This window comes from Bacillus sp. LQ01, assembly GCF_057624735.1.
Genome location: NZ_JBYEZL010000006.1, coordinates 166661 through 186963, shown reverse-complemented (window position 1 = coordinate 186963; position 20303 = coordinate 166661). Strand labels below are relative to the sequence as shown.

The window sequence follows — 20303 nt, the reverse complement described above, 5'->3', positions numbered from 1 at the left end:
AGAAATGATTACATTTCGAATTATATATTTCGGAGGAGATGTAAAGTTGAAACAAAATAAAAGAAAACGTATAAATGCAATGATTATAGCGGCAGCGTTATCACTTCCGTTTGCTGTTTATTCAACACCTGCTTTAGCGGCAGTAGCAATTGAGGCGAATAAAACTGGACAAGGTTTAGAAGATGGTACATATGACGCTGTTATTAAAGCGTATAAAGATAAAACGAATGAAGAGTCTATGGCAGCTGTTTATATAAAGGATCCGAAATTAACAATTGAGAATGGAAAGAAAATTGTAACAGCAACATTAAGTGATAGTGATTTCTTTCAATACTTGAAAACAGAGGATATTCATACTCCAGGTGTGTTTCATGATGTGAAAGTAATATCAGAAGATAAAAAGAAAAATGGAACGAAAGTGATTCAGTTTGAAGTAGGGGAATTAGGAAAAAGGTATAATATGCGAATGCATATTTATATTCCAACAATGGCCTATGATAATAAGTACCAAGTACAGTTTGAAGTAAATACATTGAATTTAGAGAACAATGTTCCAGAAAAACAAAAGGAAAATAAAGAGGAGCAACAAGATGAAAACGGAAATGTAATATTAGATAAGCAATTACAAAAATATATTAATAAATATAACTTAAATAGAGATAATGTAGATGCGCCAATCACAAAGAAAGATTTATTACAAATTAAAACGTTATCCATTTATTCAGGTAAAGGAATAAATAAAATAACTGGTTTAGAGTATATGACAAACTTAGAGAAGTTGACGTTACGAGAGTCTAATGTAAAAGACATATCAGCCATCTCGAAGTTGAGAGGTTTGAAGTACGTTGATTTAACGTCTAATTCAATTGAAAGTATTCACCCAATTGAGCAGTTAGAGAATATTAATATGCTTTTTTTAAGAGATAATAAAATTTCTGATCTTACACCATTAAGTAAAATGAAAAAAATTAAAACATTAGATTTAATCGGTAATAACATTAAAGATATCCAGCCATTATTTACAGTATCAACTATGAAACAATTATACTTAGCAAATAATCAAATCAGTGATCTTACGGGAATTGATCGATTAAATAATGTGGAATTATTATGGATAGGGAACAATAAAATTAATAATGTTGAATCTATTAGTAAAATGAGTAATCTTATTGAACTAGAAATTTCTGATAGTGAAATAAAAGATATATCATCATTATCGCAATTAGGAAATTTACAAGTGCTGAATTTAGAAGAGAATTATATCTCTGATATATCGCCGTTGAGCACTTTAACAAATTTACATGAGATAAATCTTGGAGCAAATGAAATTTTTGACGTAAGGCCTGTTGAGGAATTAGGTAAGCGAATTTCAATTGATATTCAAAGACAAAAAATCTTTTTAAATGAAGGAAGCGTAGATGAAGAAATAAAAATCCCAGTATACAACCTTAAAGGAGAGCCACTTCAAAATATTAATTTGCAAAGTGAAGGGGCTACTCTGAATAACGGATTTATAAAATGGAATAGTCCTGGAGAAAAAATATATGAATTTAAACTAGATACTAATTCTACTGAAAGTAAAATAAGATTTAATGGTACGGTTATACAGAATATAGTTGAAAAACAAAAAGAAAGTCAAAATGTAATTCTCGATAAAACTTTACAACAACATATTAATAAAGAGAATTTAGGTAGAGAGAATTTAAACGCTCCTATTACAAAAGAAGATTTATTACAGATTAAAAAATTAGAGATACTTAAAGAAAATGGAAATGAGATAAAAAATATAACAGGTTTAGAGTACATGACGAACTTAGAAAAACTCACTTTAGAAGGAGTAGGCCTGAAAAATATTGAGTTCATCTCAAACTTGAAACAATTGAATAATGTGAATGTATCTCATAATCAAATTGAAGATATAACACCACTATCTTCATTGGAAAATTTACAGTGGTTAAATCTTGCGGACAATCATATTAAAGATGTAACGGTTATTGGTTCCATGCTAAACTTATTTAGCTTAAATCTAGCTGGGAATGAGATTCGTGATGTCAGGCCGTTAATACAATTAGGGCAGTGGTTTACAATTGATGTTGGAAGACAAAATATCATTTTAAATGATGCAAAAATAAACGAAGAAATTCAAGTTCCTGTATATGATTTAGAAGGAGAAAGTATTGAAAATATTCAATTGACAAGTGAGGGAGGGACGTTTAATAACGGAGTAATAAAATGGAATACGCTAGGTGAAAAGGTGTATAAATTTGATTTAGATTCTGATGAAATTAGCATAAGGTTTAACGGAACAGTTATACAGAATATAGTGGAAAAAGAAGAAGTAAAAGAACCGGTAAAAGAAGTTGAAGAAGCAAAAGAAGAAGTGAAAGAACCAACAAAAGAAGTTGAAGAAACAAAAGAAGAAGTGAAAGAACCAACAAAAGAAGTTGAAGAAACAAAAGAAGAAGTGAAAGAACCGGTAAAAGAAGTTGAAGAAGCAAAAGAAGAAGAAAAAGAGCCGGTAAAAGAAGTTGAAGGATCGAAAGAACCAAAGAAAGAAGTAAAAGAATCAGCAACAGGATTGGATCAAGAGCCAAAAGGGAATAATCAAGTTGTTGAAAACGAGGGAAGAAAAGCAGACACTTTAAATAAACAACATACTAATAAGCCAGAGGAAGGCAAGAAATTTTTACCATCAACAGGCGGTGAAGCTAGCACTTCGACTTTACTTTCTGGCATAACACTTGTTCTTTCCGCACTAAGTATGTTCGTATTTAGAAAGAGATTATTTAAGAAATAAATAACGTTTAATCTTATTATTATATATAATTAATTTTTTCTTTTTTGAGAAGACATTATCATGGCGGTTTTATTAGAAACATGCATATGATGATGTCTTTTTTTACTAGAGAAGGATATTACTAGTGATTGTCTAAGTGTATTAGAAAAGGAGGGGAAGTTATGCATATTAATTCTATTTCAAAGATCGAAGAAGCTACAGAATTTATTTCGATGATGAATAAAGATATTACGCAGCATGTTGGTTATTGCGGGGAAAATCATGAAGAAATATTGGACGCTATTCTTCATGGTTTTTCTGATATAGGGTGGGAGAAGTCTTTTGTCGTTTCTTATAATGATAATAATGAAATTGTAGGTGTATTAGGATTTGATATAGATAAGGTAAGCGAAAGTGCGGAGATTTGGGGGCCTTTTATTATAGCTTCGAATTGGGGAGAGATTGCTTTAAGTATGTGGAAGAAACTTATCGAGAAAATTCCACTTCATATTCAAAAGTTTCATGGATTTTATCACGTGAAAAATAGTAATGGCATCGACTTTATGAAATATTTACAAGCTAAAAAACAAGAGAAACATAGCGTTTTAATTTTAAAGAAAACTAATGTGGAGCAATGTACAATAAATCAAGTAGAGGAAGCATCTCAACAAGTATTTGAGCAGTTTATTGTTTTACATAATAATATTTTTCCTAATACATATTATGAAGGAAATGAAATCATTGAACGTTTAAGTGATACGAATAAATTATTTGTAAGTATGAAGAATGGTAAGTTAGAAGGTTATGTATATGTTGAAGTAAATCCGGAGTTTCATGAAGCGAATATTGAATTTATTGCAACCGCTGAAAATAGTAGAAGAAAAGGTGTCGGAGAGCGGATATTACAAGGGGCAATTCAGTATATTTTCTCCTTCCAAGGGATGAGAGAGATAGTACTATGTTTGAATACGAATAATGATCGTGCGATGAAATTGTACAAGAAAGTAGGTTTTGAGGAAAAAGCATGTTTGCAACACTATATAATAGAGTGAAAAACCCATTCATATGAAAATGATCTTTCATATGAATGGGTTTTATTGCGGATTTAGAAGTGATTTGAGGCGCCAATCGTTACATAACCTTTTTTATTTTTTTCGGCACTTCTTTCGTTTGCAAATTAACATCTTCTTTTCGTAGCTCTTTAAAGAGTGAAGTAACCATAAGAACGACTACAATAGAAAATGGTAGCGCAGCAATTATAGCTGCGATTTGTAGTGCATTTAATCCTCCAGCTTGTAATAAAATAGCGGCAATTATCGCGATTGTTAATCCCCATATAAGTTTTAAACTATTTTTCGGTGATAAACTTCCGTTACTCGTTTGCATTGAAACAACAAATGTTGCTGAATCGGCAGAAGTAACGAAAAATGTGGCTACTAAAATTAACCCGATAATCGTTAAAAATGTAGAGAATGGTAGATGTGAAATAACAGCAAATAATCCAATCTCTGTACCATTTTTTGCAATTTCATCAGCTATTCCAAGCGATTGGAACATTTCCATATGGATTGCGGTACCACCAAATACTGCAAACCAAAATGTACAGATAAGAGTCGGGACTAATACAACTCCAAAAATAAATTCTCTTATTGTGCGCCCTTTAGAAATACGAGCGATGAATGTACCGACGAATGGAGACCAAGAAATCCACCATCCCCAATAGAAAATAGTCCAGTTTTCAATCCAAGAAGAAGATTTTTCATTAAATGCTCCTAAATTTAATCCCATACTAGGCAAAGCTCCAATATAAGAACCGAGTGTAGATGTGAAATATTTCATAATAAATACGGTTGGCCCTAAAAATAAAAAGGAGACGAGTAAAATACCTGCAAGAGAGAAATTTAAGTTACTCAAATATTTAATCCCACGATCTAAGCCAGTTTGTGCACTCGTTAAATATAAAACGGCGAAGATGGCGATAAGTACGAGCTGTGTAAGTAAAGTGTTATGAATAGAAGGGAATAAATAGCTTAATCCTCCAGCAATTTGTTGAGCACCAATCCCAACAGATGGCACAATGCCAAATACTGTGGCTAAAACAGCTAGAATATCAACTGTTTTTCCGATACGAGAATTTTTCGATCGATTAAATAATGGAGTAACTGTAGCCCCGATAGTGCTACCTTTTTGTTTGCGGAATGTGAAATATGCAATTGTTAAAGCAACCATTGCGTATAGTGACCACGGAAAGAGTCCCCAGTGGAAAAATGAATATTGCATAGCGAGTTTGGCACTTTCCTCTGTCCCCGCTTTTCCTGTTAATGGATCTGTAAAATGTGAAATCGGTTCAGCGATTCCATAAAAGAGGAGTCCAATTCCCATTCCTGCCCCAAACAACATGGATAGCCAAGATGAATAATTATATTTTGGCTTTTCTCCATCTTTACCAAGACGAATAGAACCGTACTTAGAAAATGCTAAATAAACAGCCAAAATAATCATTGTAGTCATAAGTAGAGAGTAAAACCACCCAAATTTATTGAGGATAAATGAGTTTAAAGAAGATGTAACACTTTGTAAATCGTAGCCATGTATCCAACTTGCTGGGGTAATTCCCCATATAATGAATAATGTTGTTAGCAAGAAGGAGATATAAAATACACTGTTTTCTTTTTTTATCATAGAATCCCACCCTTATTTAATAAAGTTAACAATTATAATAATCATAACAATTAAGTTTTTAATTGTCAAAAAATTACCTTTTTATAATGTGAAAGGATGCAATTTGTTTTAGGGAGGTAAAGAGCAATGTGTTCACGATATGTACAAATTATAGGAAAAAATAATATGAAATATTGCATTTTATATTGTTACATCCAGATTTTATGTTAAATTCTTGAATGGAATATTAAAATAGGGGGCAAGGATATGAACAAGAAATCAAAGATCAATAAAGTGATGCTTAGCATTAGTACAATGGCTTTATCGTTAGGCGCACTTCAAACTCATGCAGCAGCGGAAGAAAAAGTACCGTATAACGTGTTGAAAACGAAACCGGTTGGAATTGAAAAGTCGGTAGATGAAGTTGGACATATTTCAAAAGTTGATGAAACTTTATCATTTCAAGAACGTTTAAAAGTAGGAGATTTTTCACAGCGACCAGCATCTATTACGAAGAAAACTGCAGTGAAGCAAGTTAAAGAAAGCTATTCAATGGCTGATTTAAACAAAATGAATGATCAAGAATTAGTTGAAACGTTAGGCAGTATTAAGTGGCACCAAATTACAGACTTATTCCAGTTTAATGAAGATGCAAAGGCTTTTTATAAAGATAAAGGAAAAATGCAAGTCATTATAGATGAATTAGCTCATAGAGGTAGTACATTTACGAAAGATGATTCAAAAGGAATTCAAACGTTTACTGAAGTGCTGCGTTCAGCTTTTTATCTTGCATTTTATAATAGTGAATTAAGCGACTTAAATGAAAGAAGCTTCCAGGATAAATGTTTACCTGCTTTAAAAGCAATCGCAAAAAATCCAAACTTTAAGCTTGGTACAGTTGAACAAGATACAGTCGTATCTGCATACGGTAAATTAATTAGTAATGCTTCAAGCGATGTTGAAACGGTTCAATATGCATCGAATATTTTAAAGCAATACAATGATAATTATACTACTTATGTAAATGATCGAATGAAGGGACAAGCAATATACGATATTATGCAAGGTATTGACTATGATATACAGTCGTACTTAACTGAGGCTCGTAAAGAAGCGAATGAAACGATGTGGTATGGAAAAGTAGATGGGTTTATTAATGAAATAAATCGTATTGCTCTTCTAAATGAAGTAACGCCAGAAAATAAATGGCTCGTTAATAATGGCATTTATTTTGCTAGCCGTTTAGGGAAGTTTCATAGCAATCCAAATAAAGGATTAGAGGTTGTTACACAAGCAATGCATATGTACCCGCGCTTAAGTGAACCGTATTTTGTTGCGGTAGAACAAATTACAACAAATTATAATGGTAAAGATTATAGCGGGAATACAGTAGATTTAGAGAAAATACGTAAAGAAGGAAAAGAGCAATACTTACCAAAAACGTATACATTCGACGATGGATCAATTGTGTTCAAAACAGGAGATAAAGTATCAGAAGAAAAAATTAAGAGACTATATTGGGCTGCGAAGGAAGTAAAGGCACAGTATCACCGTGTAATTGGAAATGACAAAGCGTTAGAGCCAGGAAATGCGGATGATGTATTAACGATCGTAATTTATAATAGTCCAGATGAATATCAGTTAAATAGACAATTGTATGGATATGAAACAAACAACGGTGGAATTTATATTGAAGAGACAGGTACATTCTTTACATATGAGCGTACACCAGAGCAAAGTATTTATAGTTTAGAAGAGTTATTCCGTCATGAATTTACTCATTATCTGCAAGGGAGATATGAAGTTCCTGGTTTATTTGGAAGAGGAGATATGTATCAAAATGAAAGGCTAACTTGGTTCCAAGAAGGAAATGCAGAGTTTTTCGCAGGATCTACTCGTACGAATAACGTTGTACCAAGAAAGAGTATAATTAGCGGATTATCATCTGATCCTGCAAGCCGTTATACAGCAGAGCGTACACTATTTGCTAAATACGGTTCTTGGGATTTCTATAATTACTCGTTCGCATTGCAGTCTTACTTATATACGCATCAGTTTGAAACATTTGATAAAATTCAAGATTTGATTCGTGCGAATGACGTGAAAAATTATGATGCATATCGTGAAAATCTAAGTAAAGATCCTAAGTTAAATAAAGAGTATCAAGAGTATATGCAGCAGTTAATTGATAATCAAGATAAATATAATGTACCGGAAGTAGCAGATGATTATTTAGCTGAACATGCACCGAAATCGTTAACTGAAGTGAAAAAAGAAATTAGTGGTACGTTGCCTATGAAAGATACAAAAATGACAAAACATAATTCTCAATTCTTTAATACATTTACATTAGAAGGTACGTATACAGGTAGTGTCACAAAAGGTGAATCAGAAGATTGGAAAGCAATGAGTAAAAGAGTAAATGAATCTTTAGAACAATTGGCGCAAAAAGAATGGAGTGGCTACAAAACTGTTACAGCATACTTCGTCAATTATCGTGTGAATAGTTCAAATGAATTTGAATATGATGTAGTCTTCCATGGAATCGCAAAAGATGATGGAGAAAATAAAGCTCCAACGGTTAATATAAATGGCCCTTATAGCGGTCTTGTAAAAGAGGGAATTCAATTTAAAAGTGATGGCTCAAACGATGAAGATGGAAAAATTGTTTCTTATTTATGGGAATTTGGAGATGGAAGCACAAGTGCAGAAGTGAATCCAGTACATGTATATGAAAGAGAAGGTTCTTATAAAGTATCGTTAAGAGTAAAAGATGATAAAGGCAAAGAGAGCAGAAGCGAAACAACTGTTACGATTAAAGATGGAAGTTTAACAGAATCAGAACCAAATAATCGTCCAGAAGAAGCAAATCGTATCGGGCTAAATAGTACGATAAAAGGCAGTCTTATTGGCGGGGACCACACTGATGTTTATACATTTAATGTAGCATCAGCGAAAGATATCGACATTTCTGTTTTAAATGAGTATGGAATTGGGATGACATGGGTACTTCACCATGAATCAGATATGCAAAATTATGCAGCTTACGGTCAAGCCAATGGGAATCATATAGAAGCGAAATTTAATGCAAAACCAGGCAAGTATTACTTGTATGTATATAAATATGATAATGGTGATGGAACGTACAAATTATCAGTAAAATAAGTGTCTTTCCAATGTATGTTTAACTTTACTTTTTGTGGAAAATAGTATATTATATAGATATATAATATATCGGTTATTTTCTAGGAGGAGCCTGTCACAATAGGTTTCTCCTGTTCTTTTTTAGAGGCCTGTCTTACAGGCTTTTCTTTAAAAGGTAAATAACTGAAAATTAAGAACTATAATCTTTGAAAGAGGTGGGGCATACATATAACAAAAAAGGGATTGTTTAAGAAAGGGGGATAAGAAATGGTCTTGTTTGGTTATCCACTTGAAACAATTTATTTATATGGATTTATTATTGCTACTATACTCACTGTTATTTATATCTTCTTTGGAGATATATTTGAATCGATATTTAGTTTTGGGGGCGGAGCTGTATCCGTTGTTACTTTATTACTTAGTTTCTTCGCCATGTTATGTGGGCTTAGTTATATAGGAGAATATTTGTTTTCCTTTAATAGTATTACTATTTTTGGGGCTGCATTTGCTATATCTTTTATCGGTGTTTTCATCATGAAAATACTAATTTTAAAACCGATTGCAGAAGCAGAGCAAAATACCGTACAACGTATGGATGAATTTATCGGTTGCAAAGGAGAAGTCATTACGACAATTCCTACAGAAGGATTTGGTGAAGTATTAATTTCATCCCAATTTGGAAGTAATGCAATCCCAGCTAAAACAGTTGGAAAAAAAGATATTTCGCAAGGAACAGAGGTTATTATCGAGGGAGTCCAAGATGGTGTTTTACTTGTACAAAACATCGCTTATTCTTTAAAGAAACCAAAATTATAAGGGGGAATTTACATGACGATTCCATTAATTATCGGTGGAGTTTTACTGGCAATTTTAATTCTACTCATTTTAGTATTCATTACGAAGTATCGTACGGTTGGTCCAGATGAAGCGTTAATTGTTACAGGGAACTGGCTTGGTGGAGGAAAGAATGTTGTTACCACTGATGATGGAAAGAAGATTAAGATTATCCGCGGGGGCGGTACTTTCGTAGTTCCAATTATGCAAAGAGCAGAACCTTTAAGCCTATTAAACTACAAATTAGAAGTTGGTACACGTGATACGTATACGAAGCAAGGTGTTCCAGTTACAGTAAATGGTGTTTCTATTATTAAAGTAGGTTCTACAATTGAAGAAGTATCTACTGCAGCTGAGCAATATTTAGGAAAAGAAACGGAAGAGTTAAAAGTAGAAGCAAAAGAGGTTTTAGAAGGTCACTTACGTGCAATCTTATCTTCTATGACAGTAGAGGATGCGTATAGTAATAGAGAGCAATTTGCTCAAAAGGTACATGAAGTAGCTTCTACAGATTTAAAGAAGATGGGACTTCGCATTGTTTCTTTCACAATTAAAGAAATAATGGATAAAAACGGATACTTAGATGCGCTTGGTCAGCCGCAAATTGCGACCGTTAAGCGTGATGCAACAATTGCGAACGCAGAGCGTGAAAAAGAAGCACGTATTGAAAAAGCACGTGCTGAAAAAGAGGCAAAAGAAGCAGAATATCAACGTGATGCACAAATCGCTGAAGCTGAAAAACATAAAGAATTAAAAGTACAGTCCTATAAGAGGGAACAAGAGCAAGCCCGTGCAGATGCGGATCTTTCTTACGAATTACAACAAGCGAAAGCACAACAAGGTGTTACAGAAGAGCAAATGCGCGTTAAAATCATTGAGCGTGAAAAGCAAATCGAGTTAGAAGAAAAAGAGATTGCGCGTCGTGAAAAGCAATATGATGCAGAAGTTAAGAAAAAAGCAGATGCAGATCGCTATGCTGTTGAGCAATCAGCGGAAGCAGAAAAAGTAAAACAAATTAAAAAGGCAGATGCGGATCAATATAAGATTGAAGCTGAAGCGAGAGCTCGTGCGGAAGAAGTACGTGTAGAAGGTTTAGCGAAGGCGGAAATCGAAAAAGCGCAAGGTCAAGCGAAAGCGGAAGTACAAAAAGCACAAGGTACGGCGGAAGCAGATGTTATTAGATTAAAAGGTTTAGCAGAAGCAGAAGCGAAGCAAAAAATTGCAGAGGCATTTGAGTTATATGGCCAAGCGGCAATTATGGATATGGTTCTTAAAATGCTTCCAAGTTATGCGAAGGAAGTTGCAAGTCCGCTTAGTAACATTGATAAAATTACAGTTGTTGATACAGGCGGCGGTGGTAAAAATAGCGGCGCCGGAAAAGTTGCGGGTTATGCAACTGATTTAATGGCAACGATGCAAGAAACGTTAAAAGCTTCTTCTGGAATTGACTTAAAAGAGTTATTAGAAGGATTTGCTGGAAAAGGAACAGTACAGCAATTATCAAGTGATAAACCTGTTGTATCTGTAGTAGAAGATGAGAAAAAAGAAGTAGAAAAAGATAAAGAATAGTAAGGTGGAAAGAACCTCTAGTAAGTGAAATACTGGAGGTTCTTCTGTGAATTATAATATTTCGAATAATATACATTTTTATATATTGTTTTAATTATTTAATTTATATAGAATGAAAAAGGTATGTATTAACTCTTTAATAGAAAAAGAGACAAAGAGTTAATACAATTAATCGTGTAATTTATATAAATAAATTAAATGTGAGATAATTACATTTAAAACGGTATGGAGGGGTAGAAATATGTTTCAAGGGAAATTAAGGAGTAGTAGTTTAAAAACAAAGTTACTTGTGTCATTTGTTATCATTTTAATTCTTCCAAGTATTGTAATTGGTTGGACGTCTTATCAACAGGCGAAGACGAATTTTAATGAAACGATTTTAAACTCGGCGAAAGATAATATAAAAATTTTGGATAATGTAATTAATAAAGAATTGGATAGTAAAAAAGTAGATGCAACTTATTTTACGAAATTATTCACACAATCAAGTTACCAAGCAGATCAAATTCAAAACATACAAAATAAACTAGAAGAATACAATAAACTGCATCCAGAAATGGAAGCAATCTATACAGGATCTAGTAATGGACAGTTCATTCAATCACCAGCTATTCAGATGCCAGATGGATATAATCCTACAGAAAGAGATTGGTATAAAGAGGCCGTGAAGAAAAGTGGAGAGGTAATTGTAACTGCTCCATATAAGTCAAAAACGACAGGGAATATTGTTATTACACTAGCAAAACAAAACGAGGATAAAAGTGGAGTTCTTGGGATTGACTTAATCATTAATAATATTGTTACTACTTCCAAGATGGTTAATATCGGTAAGGAAGGATATGTAGCGATATTTGATCAAGATAAAAATGTAGTAGCGCACCCGAAAATGAAGCCAGAAGAGAAATTAGAAGAGAAACTTAGTAAAGAATTGTATAAACAGGAAGCTGGAGATTTTTATTATTCATTAGATGGTGAAGATCGCAATATCACTTTTAAAACGAATAAGAAAACTGGATGGAAAATAGCAGGAATTATGCCTTCAAAAGAAATTATCGAAGCAGCTAACCCTATTTTCTATAAAACAATAACTGTTATTGGTATTTCATTAGTAATTGGTGGGATTTTAATTTACTTCATAATTGCTTCTATTATTAGTCCGTTAAAACAACTTGTTATATCATCGAAAAAGATTAGTGAAGGCGATTTAACAGAGTCAATTACAGTTCATTCTAAAGATGAAATTGGGCAGCTAGGAGAAAGTTTTAACGAGATGGCTGCATCGTTACAAAGTGTCATTTCCAATATAAACACTTCAGCAAGTCATGTAGCGGCATCTTCAGAAGAATTAACAGCTAGTATGAAGCAGACAAGCGAAGCAACGGAACAAATTACACAGGCGATAGAGCAAGTATCAAGTGGTGCAGAAATACAAACGAAAGAAGTTGAAGAAGGAGCAACATTGTTAGAAGAAGTTACAGAAGGAATTCAGCGTGTTGCAGATAGTTCTTCATTAGTATCTACAGCCTCTATGTATACGAAGAAAAAAGCTGAAAATGGTGGGAAGTTAGTTGAACAAACTGTGAATCAAATGCAATTAATTCATGAGTCTGTTTCGCAGTCAGACAAAATCATTGGTTTGTTAGACGATAAGTCGAAACAAATTGGAGCAATCCTTGAAGTGATTCAACATATTGCTGAACAGACAAATTTATTAGCGTTAAATGCGGCAATTGAGGCTGCGAGAGCTGGAGAGCAAGGAAGAGGATTTGCAATTGTAGCAGATGAAGTGCGAAAGCTAGCAGAACAATCAGGACAGTCTTCTACGGAAATTGGGAAACTAGTGAAAGAGATTCAATTTGATATAAAAGAAACAGTAAGCTCTATGAATCAAGTTGGAGTAGAAGTACAATCAGGACTTGTAGTTGCAAATGAAACGAAGCAAAGCTTTGCTGAAATATTGAAATCTACGGATGATACAGTTGTACAAATTGATAACATGGTAGATGTAGCAAAACAAATGACGGTAGATGCAAAACAAGTAAGTGCATCTATTAATGAAATTGCAGCTACAATTGAAGAAAATGCAGCAAGCGTTCAAAATATTGCTGGTTCCTCTGAGGAACAATTAGCTTCAGTAGATGAAATAAATGCAGCAGCAGTCCATTTATCACAAATGGCAGAAGAATTACAAGAGATGATTAGTAAGTTTAAAGTGTAATAACGAATGTTAAGAAACGAGGTAGTAATTTTACTTCGTTTCTTTTTTTATGAAGAGAAAAAGAAAGAAATATAGAGTAACCGTGTTATGATTAAGTATAATTAAAGAGACTGTATATTCTTTAAATTCTATCTTTAATCATGTTAGGGGAATGGTTTTGAAATTAAAAAAATTAAAACTCCAACCGAGAATTACATTAACTATTAGTACACTTATTTTAGTTGTACTTATGCTAACGAGTTATTTATTTTATTACATATTATCTGAAACGGTAGAAGAGCAAATTGGCAAAAGGGCTTTGCATGTTGCGAAAACAGTTGCTGCTATACCTGAAATAAAGGAAGCTTTTCAAAAAGAAAACCCAGCTTCTATTATTCAGCCGATTGCAGAAAGAATTCGAATGGATACAGAGGCTGACTTCATTGTAGTTGGAAATAAAGAGGGGATTCGATATGCACATCCTGAGCGAGATAAAATAGGAGAAGCGATGATTGGTGGAGATAACAAAGGCGTTTTATTAGAAGGAAAATCATATGTTTCGAAAGCAACTGGATCATTAGGCCCTTCATTACGCGGAAAAGTTCCAATCCGTAATCAGGAAAATGAAATCATTGGTGTGGTGTCTGTTGGATTTTCAATGGATGATATTCATGGAGCGGTAGAGGTGTATGGAAAGCGTGTATTTTGGATTACAATAATAGGCCTATTAATTGGAGTAATCGGCTCTATATATTTAGCGGCAAGTATAAAAAGAATGATGTTCGGTATGGAACCAGAAGAAATTTCATCTTTATATGAAGAGCATAGTACAGTGATTCAATCTGTACGTGAAGGGATTATTGTAATCGATAAAAATGGCATGATTAGTTTAGTCAATCAAGCAGCTTATGATATTCTTTCGCTAGATAAACAACAAAATATTATTGGGGAATTTATTTTAAATGTAATTCCTAATTCAACGATACTAGATGTACTTCAAACTGGTGAAGAACAGTTTGATCGCCAATTAAATATAAAAGGACAGGCTGTTATTGCGAACCGTCTACCTATTAAAGTAAAGAATAAAGTAACTGGCGTTGTATCGAGCTTACGTTTGAAATCTGAAATGGATCAGTTAACAGCAGAATTATCTCAGACGAAGCAATATACAGAGGCATTACGAGCGCAAGCGCACGAATATAACAATTTATTGTATACGCTTTCAGGTCTTATCCAATTAGAATCATACGAAGATGCTTTAGAGCTTATTCATAAGGAAACAGCGGTATATCAAGATTTTGTTCAATTTATTATGAAGCGGATTCAAAATCCATGGCTAGGTGGAATTTTAATTGGATTTTATAATAGAGCACGAGAGTTGAAGATTGATTTTATGCTAGATAGAGAAAGTGGTTTACACAAATTAAGTCCACATATTGAGAGTAATTATGTCGTTTCTATTTTAGGAAATTTAATTACGAATGCATTTGAAGCAATTGAAAAAAATGAAGAGAATGATAAGAGAGTAAGGATGTTTGTAACTGATATTGGAGAAGAAATATTAATTGAAGTGGAAGATTCAGGGCAAGGGATTCATGATGAAATAATTACTAGCATATTCTATAAAGGCTTTTCGACGAAAGAAGGAGGAGAGCGAGGATATGGATTAGCAAAAGTGAAAGAGTTAGTAGAAGATTTAAATGGAAGTATTGCAATCGAAAAAGGGGATTTAGGTGGTGCGTTATTTATTATTGCACTACCGAAAGAGAGAGGCGAATAGTAATGGGTGAGGAGATTGAAGTATTAATTGTAGAAGATGATATTCGGATTGCTGACATTCATCGTCGTTTTACTGAAAAAATTGAGGGATTTAAAGTAATTGGAACGGCAACGACTGGAGAACAAGCGAAAGAATGGCTAGAGCTTGTGAAGCCACAGCTTGTGTTATTAGATGTGTACTTACCTGATATGCAAGGAACGGAACTTGTCACATATATTAGGCATCATTTGCACGATACAGATATTATTATGATTACAGCGGCATCGGAAACAGATGTAGTGAGGCACGCCCTGCGGGGCGGAGTAACAGATTATATTGTAAAGCCACTAATGTTTGATCGATTTAAGGCGAGTTTGGAAAGTTATCAAAAAAAGATTGTGCAGCTGAAGAAAAATAATCAATTATCTACAGAACAAATAGAACATTTATGGTCTCAAAGAGGCGTAAAGGGAAATGAAATGGAATATGCCCCGAAAGGGATAGACCCCTTAACTTTAGCAAAAATAAAAAAACATATGTTAACAGTTAATGAAGAAGGCATTACAGCAGAGGTACTAAGTTCAATGGTAGGCGTAAGTCGATCAACTGCAAGGCGCTATTTAGAGTATTTAATATCTGGGAAGAAAGTCCACGCAGAGCTAATATATGGGAGTGTGGGGAGACCGGAGAGACGGTATTTTCTTGTTTCTTCATAATAAAAAACAGTAGAGGATTTATTTCTTCTACTGTTTTTTGCGTCTTATATTGGAATAATCCCAATTACAATGCCAGTAATCAACATCACCATTGTCGTTCCAACTGCCCACAATAAAGTAAAACGTTGATGTTCACCAAAATCAACTTTTGCCATCCCAACTAATAAATAAGTGGATGCAACAAGAGGACTTAATAAGTGAACGGGTTGCCCAAGTAAGGAAGCACGTCCCATTTCAGCTGCACTAATTCCGTAAGTAGCAGCAGCCTTAGTTAAAATAGGTAATACCCCAAAGTAAAATGCATCATTGGACATGAAAAATGTGAATGGCATACTAAGAAGAGCTGTAATAATTGGCAATTGTGGTCCAAGTGCATCTGGTATAAGAGTTACTACACTGTTAGCCATGGCATCTACCATTTTTGTTCCAGATAAAATACCAGTGAAAATACCGGCAGCAAATACGAGAGAAACAACTGCTAATACATTCCCTGCATGAGAAGCAATACGTTCTTTCTGTTGCTCTAAGTTTGGATAGTTAATCATAACAGCGATAGCAAAAGCGACTGTAAATAAAACAGGTAACGGCATAACTTCTAGTATGAGACAGACAAGTAATGTAGCGGTTAATAAAAAGTTAATCCATAGAAGTTTAGGACGTTTATGCACTGCGGCTTCGACAGTTGCAGCTTGCTCATCCATTGTTTGCATTTGTTTTAAATACTGTACATCCATAATTCCTAAACGTTTTCTTTCTTTTTTTCCAAGATAGTAAGCAACGAAAACAACCCAAATTGCACCAGCAATCATTCCTGGAATAAGAGGTGTAAATAATTCAGAAGCCTCAAGTCCAAGTGCGCTCATAACACGAGCTGTGGGTCCACCCCAAGGTGTAAGATTTGTTACCCCCGCCCCTAACATAACAACTCCAGCTAATATGAGGGGGTTCATTCCAAGGCGCTTATATAGTGGATACATTGCGGAAACTGTAATCATGTATGTTGTTGTACCGTCACCATCTAGAGAAACGATAATAGTCAATATAGCCGTTCCGACAACGATTTTTAAAGGATCTCCTTTTACAAATTTTAAAATCTTACTAATGACAGGATCGAATAAACCGCTATCAATCATAATCCCAAAATATAAAATAGCGAACATAAGCATAATACCAGTAGGTGCTAATTTTTGAATTCCCTCTAACATCATAGGCCCCATATTGGCATAGAATCCGCCAATTAATGCAAAAACACTCGGAATTAATATTAATGCTACTAGCGCTGACATACGTTTCGTCATAATTAAAAACATAAAGACAAATACCATCGCAAATCCAAGTAGTGCTAACATGTAATTTCCCCCTCAAAAGAATGATTGCGCTTTCAAAATAGAATAAAAATTCAGAAAAAGGTTTTTTATTTATAATAAAAGCATCTATTCAAATGGTAAATAATTTGAAAAATAACATCATTAGAAGCATAATTTTTATTTTGTTCATTTTGTTCATGGTAGTTAATTTGAATTTTTAAAAAGTAAGCTGCTCCTCGTAAGAATGGTAGAATAAGATGAAAATAGTGAAGTGTGAAATAGGGAGTAGATGTTATATGAAAACGAGAATTGAAGAGATTTATAGCTCTTATGAAGGAAAAGTAGAGGAGATTTTTATTAATGAATCTTCTTACGTATATGAATGGGAGAAATTACTGATGATCCGAAAAAATGACGGTGAGCTTAAAAAAATTGCAGTCGGGATTAGTGGAAATATAAGATTGGTAAATGTAGAAGTTGGACAGGAAATTAGTGAGGATACATTATTAGTTAAATTAGAAGATGATTTATTAATTACAGGTTGTGAGTGATGAGAGATGTGTAGAAATAACTACACATCTTTTTTTGTTTCCTATATTACAAAAAGCACATTGTTTTTTCACAAATCTCACACAACCTTTTGGTATTCTTTTCGTGGAGTATACGGTTTCTAGGGAGGAATATTGATGAAAGTAAAATATGTCGTACTTGCTATATGTTTATGTTTCGTATTTACGGTAGTCGGGTGTGGGAAAAAGGAAACAGCAGCTGTTGCCATTGATGAGAAACATGATAAATGTGATATTTGTCAAATTGGGGTAACAGATAATCAATTTGCAACAGAAATTATTTTAGAAAATGGAAAAGCGTTAAAGTTTGATGATATCGGTTGTATGTATAAATGGATGGAGATCAACTCAGGTGAAAAGACGAAAGAGAAATTTGTTCGAGATTATGATTCGAAAGATTGGATTTCGTTAGAAGACGCTACTTACGTATATGATAAAACAATAACGACACCGATGGCTTATAATGTCATTTCATTTAAAAATAAAAAAGATGCAGAGAGCTTTGTATCTAACTATAAGGGGAAAGTTCTTTCATATAAAGAGCTAGCAGAGCATAAATGGGAAATGAATAAAGAGATGATGGGGAAACCGAAAGCAGGAAATCATGGTGGACATCATTAATGATAGAAAAAGACAACTATATAGTTGTCTTTTTCTATTATTACTCAGGTGCAAATATAGAAAAGGTGTAAAATTTTTAGAAGAACGGTTACAATGGAATATAGTAACCTAAAGCAATCATTTATCCCGCATTAACGGGCAATAAGATCCCCACCTCAAAATTTAGTGAAAGCAAAGAAGTTAGGTGGAGTCGGGCTGCCCGTAAAAGCCCGATTGGTGTGGGCTAATAATTAGTGGTGGATGAACAAAACCCCCACTAATTAAAGTTTCACTTTATGTACTTTTTAGAAATGTATACAAATGCGGTAAAAACGTGCTAAACTAATTGCTTCATAATGTTAATGATGGGGCCATCAGGCGTATCATTTCAATAGGTTGAGAAACATAGTATAAGCTTAAGATAATCCGATTAAAGAAGGAATATAAAGGGCTTATGGATAAATGTACTCAAGAAGAGTTATTGTATGTGATGGAGGAATGGTTAAGAAAACATTATCTTTCATAGGAGCTGTAGTTGTGAGAAAACAAAAAATTTTATTATGTATTTTATTAGGACTTTTAATGACGGTAGTGGCTTGCGATAAGCAAGAAGAACCAGAATCGAAACCGGTTCATGTGAAAAATGAAAAGAAAAAAGAGAAGCATAAAGAACAGGAAGAATCTAAAGAAGAGAAAAGTATAAATTTAATGGACAAACAGTTGTTACTTTCAGCTACCCTTGGAGACACAGAGACAGCTATGAAGTTGATTCAGGATGGAGCGAATATAAACGTAGAAGGTGACAACGGAGAAACGCCTGTCCTTGCAGCGACGTACCAAAATCATGTAGAGACAGTTAAAGCATTAATTGGTGCAGGTGCTAATATTGAAATTAAAGATGAGAAAAAAAGTAATCCACTTCTTTATGCAAGTAGAGAAGGATATACGGATATTGTAAAAGTATTAATTAATGCAGGAGTTAATACGAAAGAAACGACTAGGTCAGGTGGGACAGCACTTATTTCTGCATCTGAGCGTGGCCATGTAGAGGTTGTTAAAGAATTATTAGAGCATACAGATATTGATGTGAATTATAAAAATGAACGTGGTGGAACAGCGTTATTAGAAGCAATTGTATTAGGAAATGGTAGTGAAAACCATAAGAAAGTAATTCAATTGCTTATTGATCACGGTGCAGATGTAAACATGGCTAACAAGGAACATCTGACGCCACTGCAATACGCTGAAAAAAGAGGTTTTAAAGATATTGTAAATATGTTGAGGGTAGCTGGAGCGAATGAAGTAGTACAGCCACAACAACCAGTAGAGTAAAAAACGGAAAAATAATCCCATTTAGATAGACAGAATGAAGAAATCAGTTAGTATGATGGATTCAGTAATGTGTATTTGAATGGGATTTTTATTTTGAACATGAAAAATAGATTATGAATGGATGGTATATGGAGTAAATAAGGAGGATAAAAATGAGGCTCTCAAAACTTGATTTAATAGTAATTCAGGCAGAGGTTTTATTTGTTCATAATCAAGTAGGAAAAATGAAATATGTAAATGAACAAGGAAATCCGAAAGCACCACGTTTTTTTCTTGGCAGAACTCGTGAAGGGAGTATAACGAGATATCATTGTAATGTGGACGATGAAACGGTAAGTAAGATTGAGAAGTTAATTCGAGAACCTTCAAAGCATATAGAGATAGCAAAGATTATTAATATATTAAATGAAGAAAGAACAGTGGAAAATATTTGGATGGGTCCTGCTTTCATGTTTCATAGTAATTTACATAAGCCGACTAGAACAATACAAATAACTGAGAAGAATAGAGAGCTTTTGCGAGAAAATTTTCCTAATCTAATAGAACAGATGGAATGGAGGAAACCTTATTTTGCAATTGTAAAAAATGAAAAGGTAGTTTCCGTTTGTTGCAGTGCCAGAAGTACGCCCGTAGCTGCTGAGGCAAGTGTGGAAACTTTAGCGGAATTTCAAGGGAATGGATATGGTACTGATGTTGTTACAGCCTGGGCCTTATCAATACAAGAGGAAAAGCGCATTCCACTTTATAGTACTGCTTGGGATAACTTTGCTTCGCAAGCAGTGGCAAGCAAACTAAAACTTATTAACTATGGAATGAATTTACATATTGATTGAATTTTA

The 20303-nt window shown here is 33.8% G+C and carries 14 protein-coding genes and 1 pseudogene; 13 read left to right on the top strand and 2 right to left on the bottom strand.

All coding sequences use genetic code 11. From position 1 onward, the window contains the following. Window positions 1-46: 46 nt before the first annotated feature. Window positions 47-2797 (top strand): leucine-rich repeat domain-containing protein, encoded by a 2751-nt coding sequence (locus AC22L0_RS26135; RefSeq protein ID WP_487272524.1) that lies wholly within the window; start codon window positions 47-49, stop codon window positions 2795-2797. Between the two features lie 161 nt (window positions 2798-2958). Beyond that, a complete protein-coding gene (locus tag AC22L0_RS26130; RefSeq protein ID WP_000547924.1) occupies window positions 2959-3828 on the top strand; it encodes a GNAT family N-acetyltransferase in 870 nt (289 codons plus the stop codon). A gap of 79 nt (window positions 3829-3907) precedes the next feature. On the opposite strand, the gene opuD is transcribed toward AC22L0_RS26130, so the two are convergent. Beyond that, entirely contained in the window at window positions 3908-5458 is a 1551-nt protein-coding gene (gene opuD / locus AC22L0_RS26125; RefSeq protein ID WP_487272523.1) for a glycine betaine transporter OpuD, read from the bottom strand. 246 nt (window positions 5459-5704) lie between these two features. Here opuD and colA point away from each other — a divergent pair, with 246 nt between their 5' ends. The 7 genes and pseudogenes from colA (at window position 5705) to AC22L0_RS26090 (ending at window position 15656) form a co-directional block, all read left to right on the top strand. Next, window positions 5705-8602 (top strand): collagenase ColA, encoded by a 2898-nt coding sequence (gene colA / locus AC22L0_RS26120; protein ID WP_087964822.1) that lies wholly within the window; start codon window positions 5705-5707, stop codon window positions 8600-8602. Window positions 8603-8848: 246 nt separating this feature from the next. After that, window positions 8849-9397 (top strand): NfeD family protein, encoded by a 549-nt coding sequence (locus tag AC22L0_RS26115; protein ID WP_000242433.1) that lies wholly within the window; start codon window positions 8849-8851, stop codon window positions 9395-9397. Between the two features lie 12 nt (window positions 9398-9409). Beyond that, the gene (floT, locus tag AC22L0_RS26110; RefSeq protein WP_000155022.1) at window positions 9410-10984 is read left to right on the top strand and encodes a flotillin lipid rafts scaffold protein FloT; all 1575 of its coding nucleotides are present in this window, start codon (window positions 9410-9412) and stop codon (window positions 10982-10984) included. Between the two features lie 241 nt (window positions 10985-11225). Further along, window positions 11226-12260 (top strand): annotated as a pseudogene (locus AC22L0_RS26105) (HAMP domain-containing protein); the annotation flags it as partial. Next, window positions 12255-13202 (top strand): methyl-accepting chemotaxis protein, encoded by a 948-nt coding sequence (locus AC22L0_RS26100; RefSeq protein WP_372584125.1) that lies wholly within the window; start codon window positions 12255-12257, stop codon window positions 13200-13202. The pseudogene AC22L0_RS26105 and the gene AC22L0_RS26100, both read left to right, overlap by 6 nt. Before the next feature lie 151 nt (window positions 13203-13353). Continuing rightward, a complete protein-coding gene (locus tag AC22L0_RS26095) occupies window positions 13354-14961 on the top strand; it encodes an ATP-binding protein (RefSeq protein WP_080024498.1) in 1608 nt (535 codons plus the stop codon). A 2-nt stretch (window positions 14962-14963) separates the two neighbouring features. Continuing rightward, window positions 14964-15656: a response regulator gene (locus AC22L0_RS26090; RefSeq protein WP_000503463.1), complete on the top strand. Its 693-nt coding sequence runs from the start codon at window positions 14964-14966 to the stop codon at window positions 15654-15656. Window positions 15657-15700: 44 nt separating this feature from the next. On the opposite strand, the gene AC22L0_RS26085 is transcribed toward AC22L0_RS26090, so the two are convergent. Then, the gene (locus AC22L0_RS26085; protein WP_000880474.1) at window positions 15701-17005 is read right to left on the bottom strand and encodes a CitMHS family transporter; all 1305 of its coding nucleotides are present in this window, start codon (window positions 17003-17005) and stop codon (window positions 15701-15703) included. Between the two features lie 254 nt (window positions 17006-17259). On the opposite strand from AC22L0_RS26085, the gene AC22L0_RS26080 reads away from it, so the two are divergent. The 4 genes from AC22L0_RS26080 to AC22L0_RS26065 all read left to right on the top strand — a co-directional run bounded on the left by AC22L0_RS26080 (window position 17260) and on the right by AC22L0_RS26065 (window position 20297). Beyond that, window positions 17260-17514, top strand: coding sequence for a hypothetical protein (locus AC22L0_RS26080; RefSeq protein ID WP_000857377.1), 255 nt, complete (start codon window positions 17260-17262; stop codon window positions 17512-17514). A gap of 135 nt (window positions 17515-17649) precedes the next feature. Then, window positions 17650-18153, top strand: coding sequence for a nitrous oxide reductase accessory protein NosL (locus tag AC22L0_RS26075; protein ID WP_000865666.1), 504 nt, complete (start codon window positions 17650-17652; stop codon window positions 18151-18153). A gap of 441 nt (window positions 18154-18594) precedes the next feature. Continuing rightward, window positions 18595-19464, top strand: a complete 870-nt coding sequence (locus AC22L0_RS26070) for an ankyrin repeat domain-containing protein (RefSeq protein ID WP_000287336.1) — start codon at window positions 18595-18597, stop codon at window positions 19462-19464. Between the two features lie 152 nt (window positions 19465-19616). Next, a complete protein-coding gene (locus AC22L0_RS26065) occupies window positions 19617-20297 on the top strand; it encodes a GNAT family N-acetyltransferase (protein WP_001239778.1) in 681 nt (226 codons plus the stop codon). The last annotated feature ends 6 nt before the right edge of the window (window positions 20298-20303 follow it).

Excerpts from the sequence above, each read along its gene's own strand:
- AC22L0_RS26130 (WP_000547924.1), top strand. The coding sequence starts at position 2,959 with ATGCATATTAATTCTATTTCAAAGATCGAAGAAGCTACAGAATTTATT.
- opuD (WP_487272523.1), bottom strand. The coding sequence starts at position 5,458 with ATGATAAAAAAAGAAAACAGTGTATTTTATATCTCCTTCTTGCTAACA.
- colA (WP_087964822.1), top strand. The coding sequence starts at position 5,705 with ATGAACAAGAAATCAAAGATCAATAAAGTGATGCTTAGCATTAGTACA.
- AC22L0_RS26115 (WP_000242433.1), top strand. The coding sequence starts at position 8,849 with ATGGTCTTGTTTGGTTATCCACTTGAAACAATTTATTTATATGGATTT.
- floT (WP_000155022.1), top strand. The coding sequence starts at position 9,410 with ATGACGATTCCATTAATTATCGGTGGAGTTTTACTGGCAATTTTAATT.
- AC22L0_RS26100 (WP_372584125.1), top strand. The coding sequence starts at position 12,255 with ATGGCTGCATCGTTACAAAGTGTCATTTCCAATATAAACACTTCAGCA.
- AC22L0_RS26095 (WP_080024498.1), top strand. The coding sequence starts at position 13,354 with ATGGTTTTGAAATTAAAAAAATTAAAACTCCAACCGAGAATTACATTA.
- AC22L0_RS26090 (WP_000503463.1), top strand. The coding sequence starts at position 14,964 with ATGGGTGAGGAGATTGAAGTATTAATTGTAGAAGATGATATTCGGATT.
- AC22L0_RS26085 (WP_000880474.1), bottom strand. The coding sequence starts at position 17,005 with ATGTTAGCACTACTTGGATTTGCGATGGTATTTGTCTTTATGTTTTTA.
- AC22L0_RS26080 (WP_000857377.1), top strand. The coding sequence starts at position 17,260 with ATGAAAACGAGAATTGAAGAGATTTATAGCTCTTATGAAGGAAAAGTA.
- AC22L0_RS26075 (WP_000865666.1), top strand. The coding sequence starts at position 17,650 with ATGAAAGTAAAATATGTCGTACTTGCTATATGTTTATGTTTCGTATTT.
- AC22L0_RS26070 (WP_000287336.1), top strand. The coding sequence starts at position 18,595 with ATGTACTCAAGAAGAGTTATTGTATGTGATGGAGGAATGGTTAAGAAA.
- AC22L0_RS26065 (WP_001239778.1), top strand. The coding sequence starts at position 19,617 with ATGAGGCTCTCAAAACTTGATTTAATAGTAATTCAGGCAGAGGTTTTA.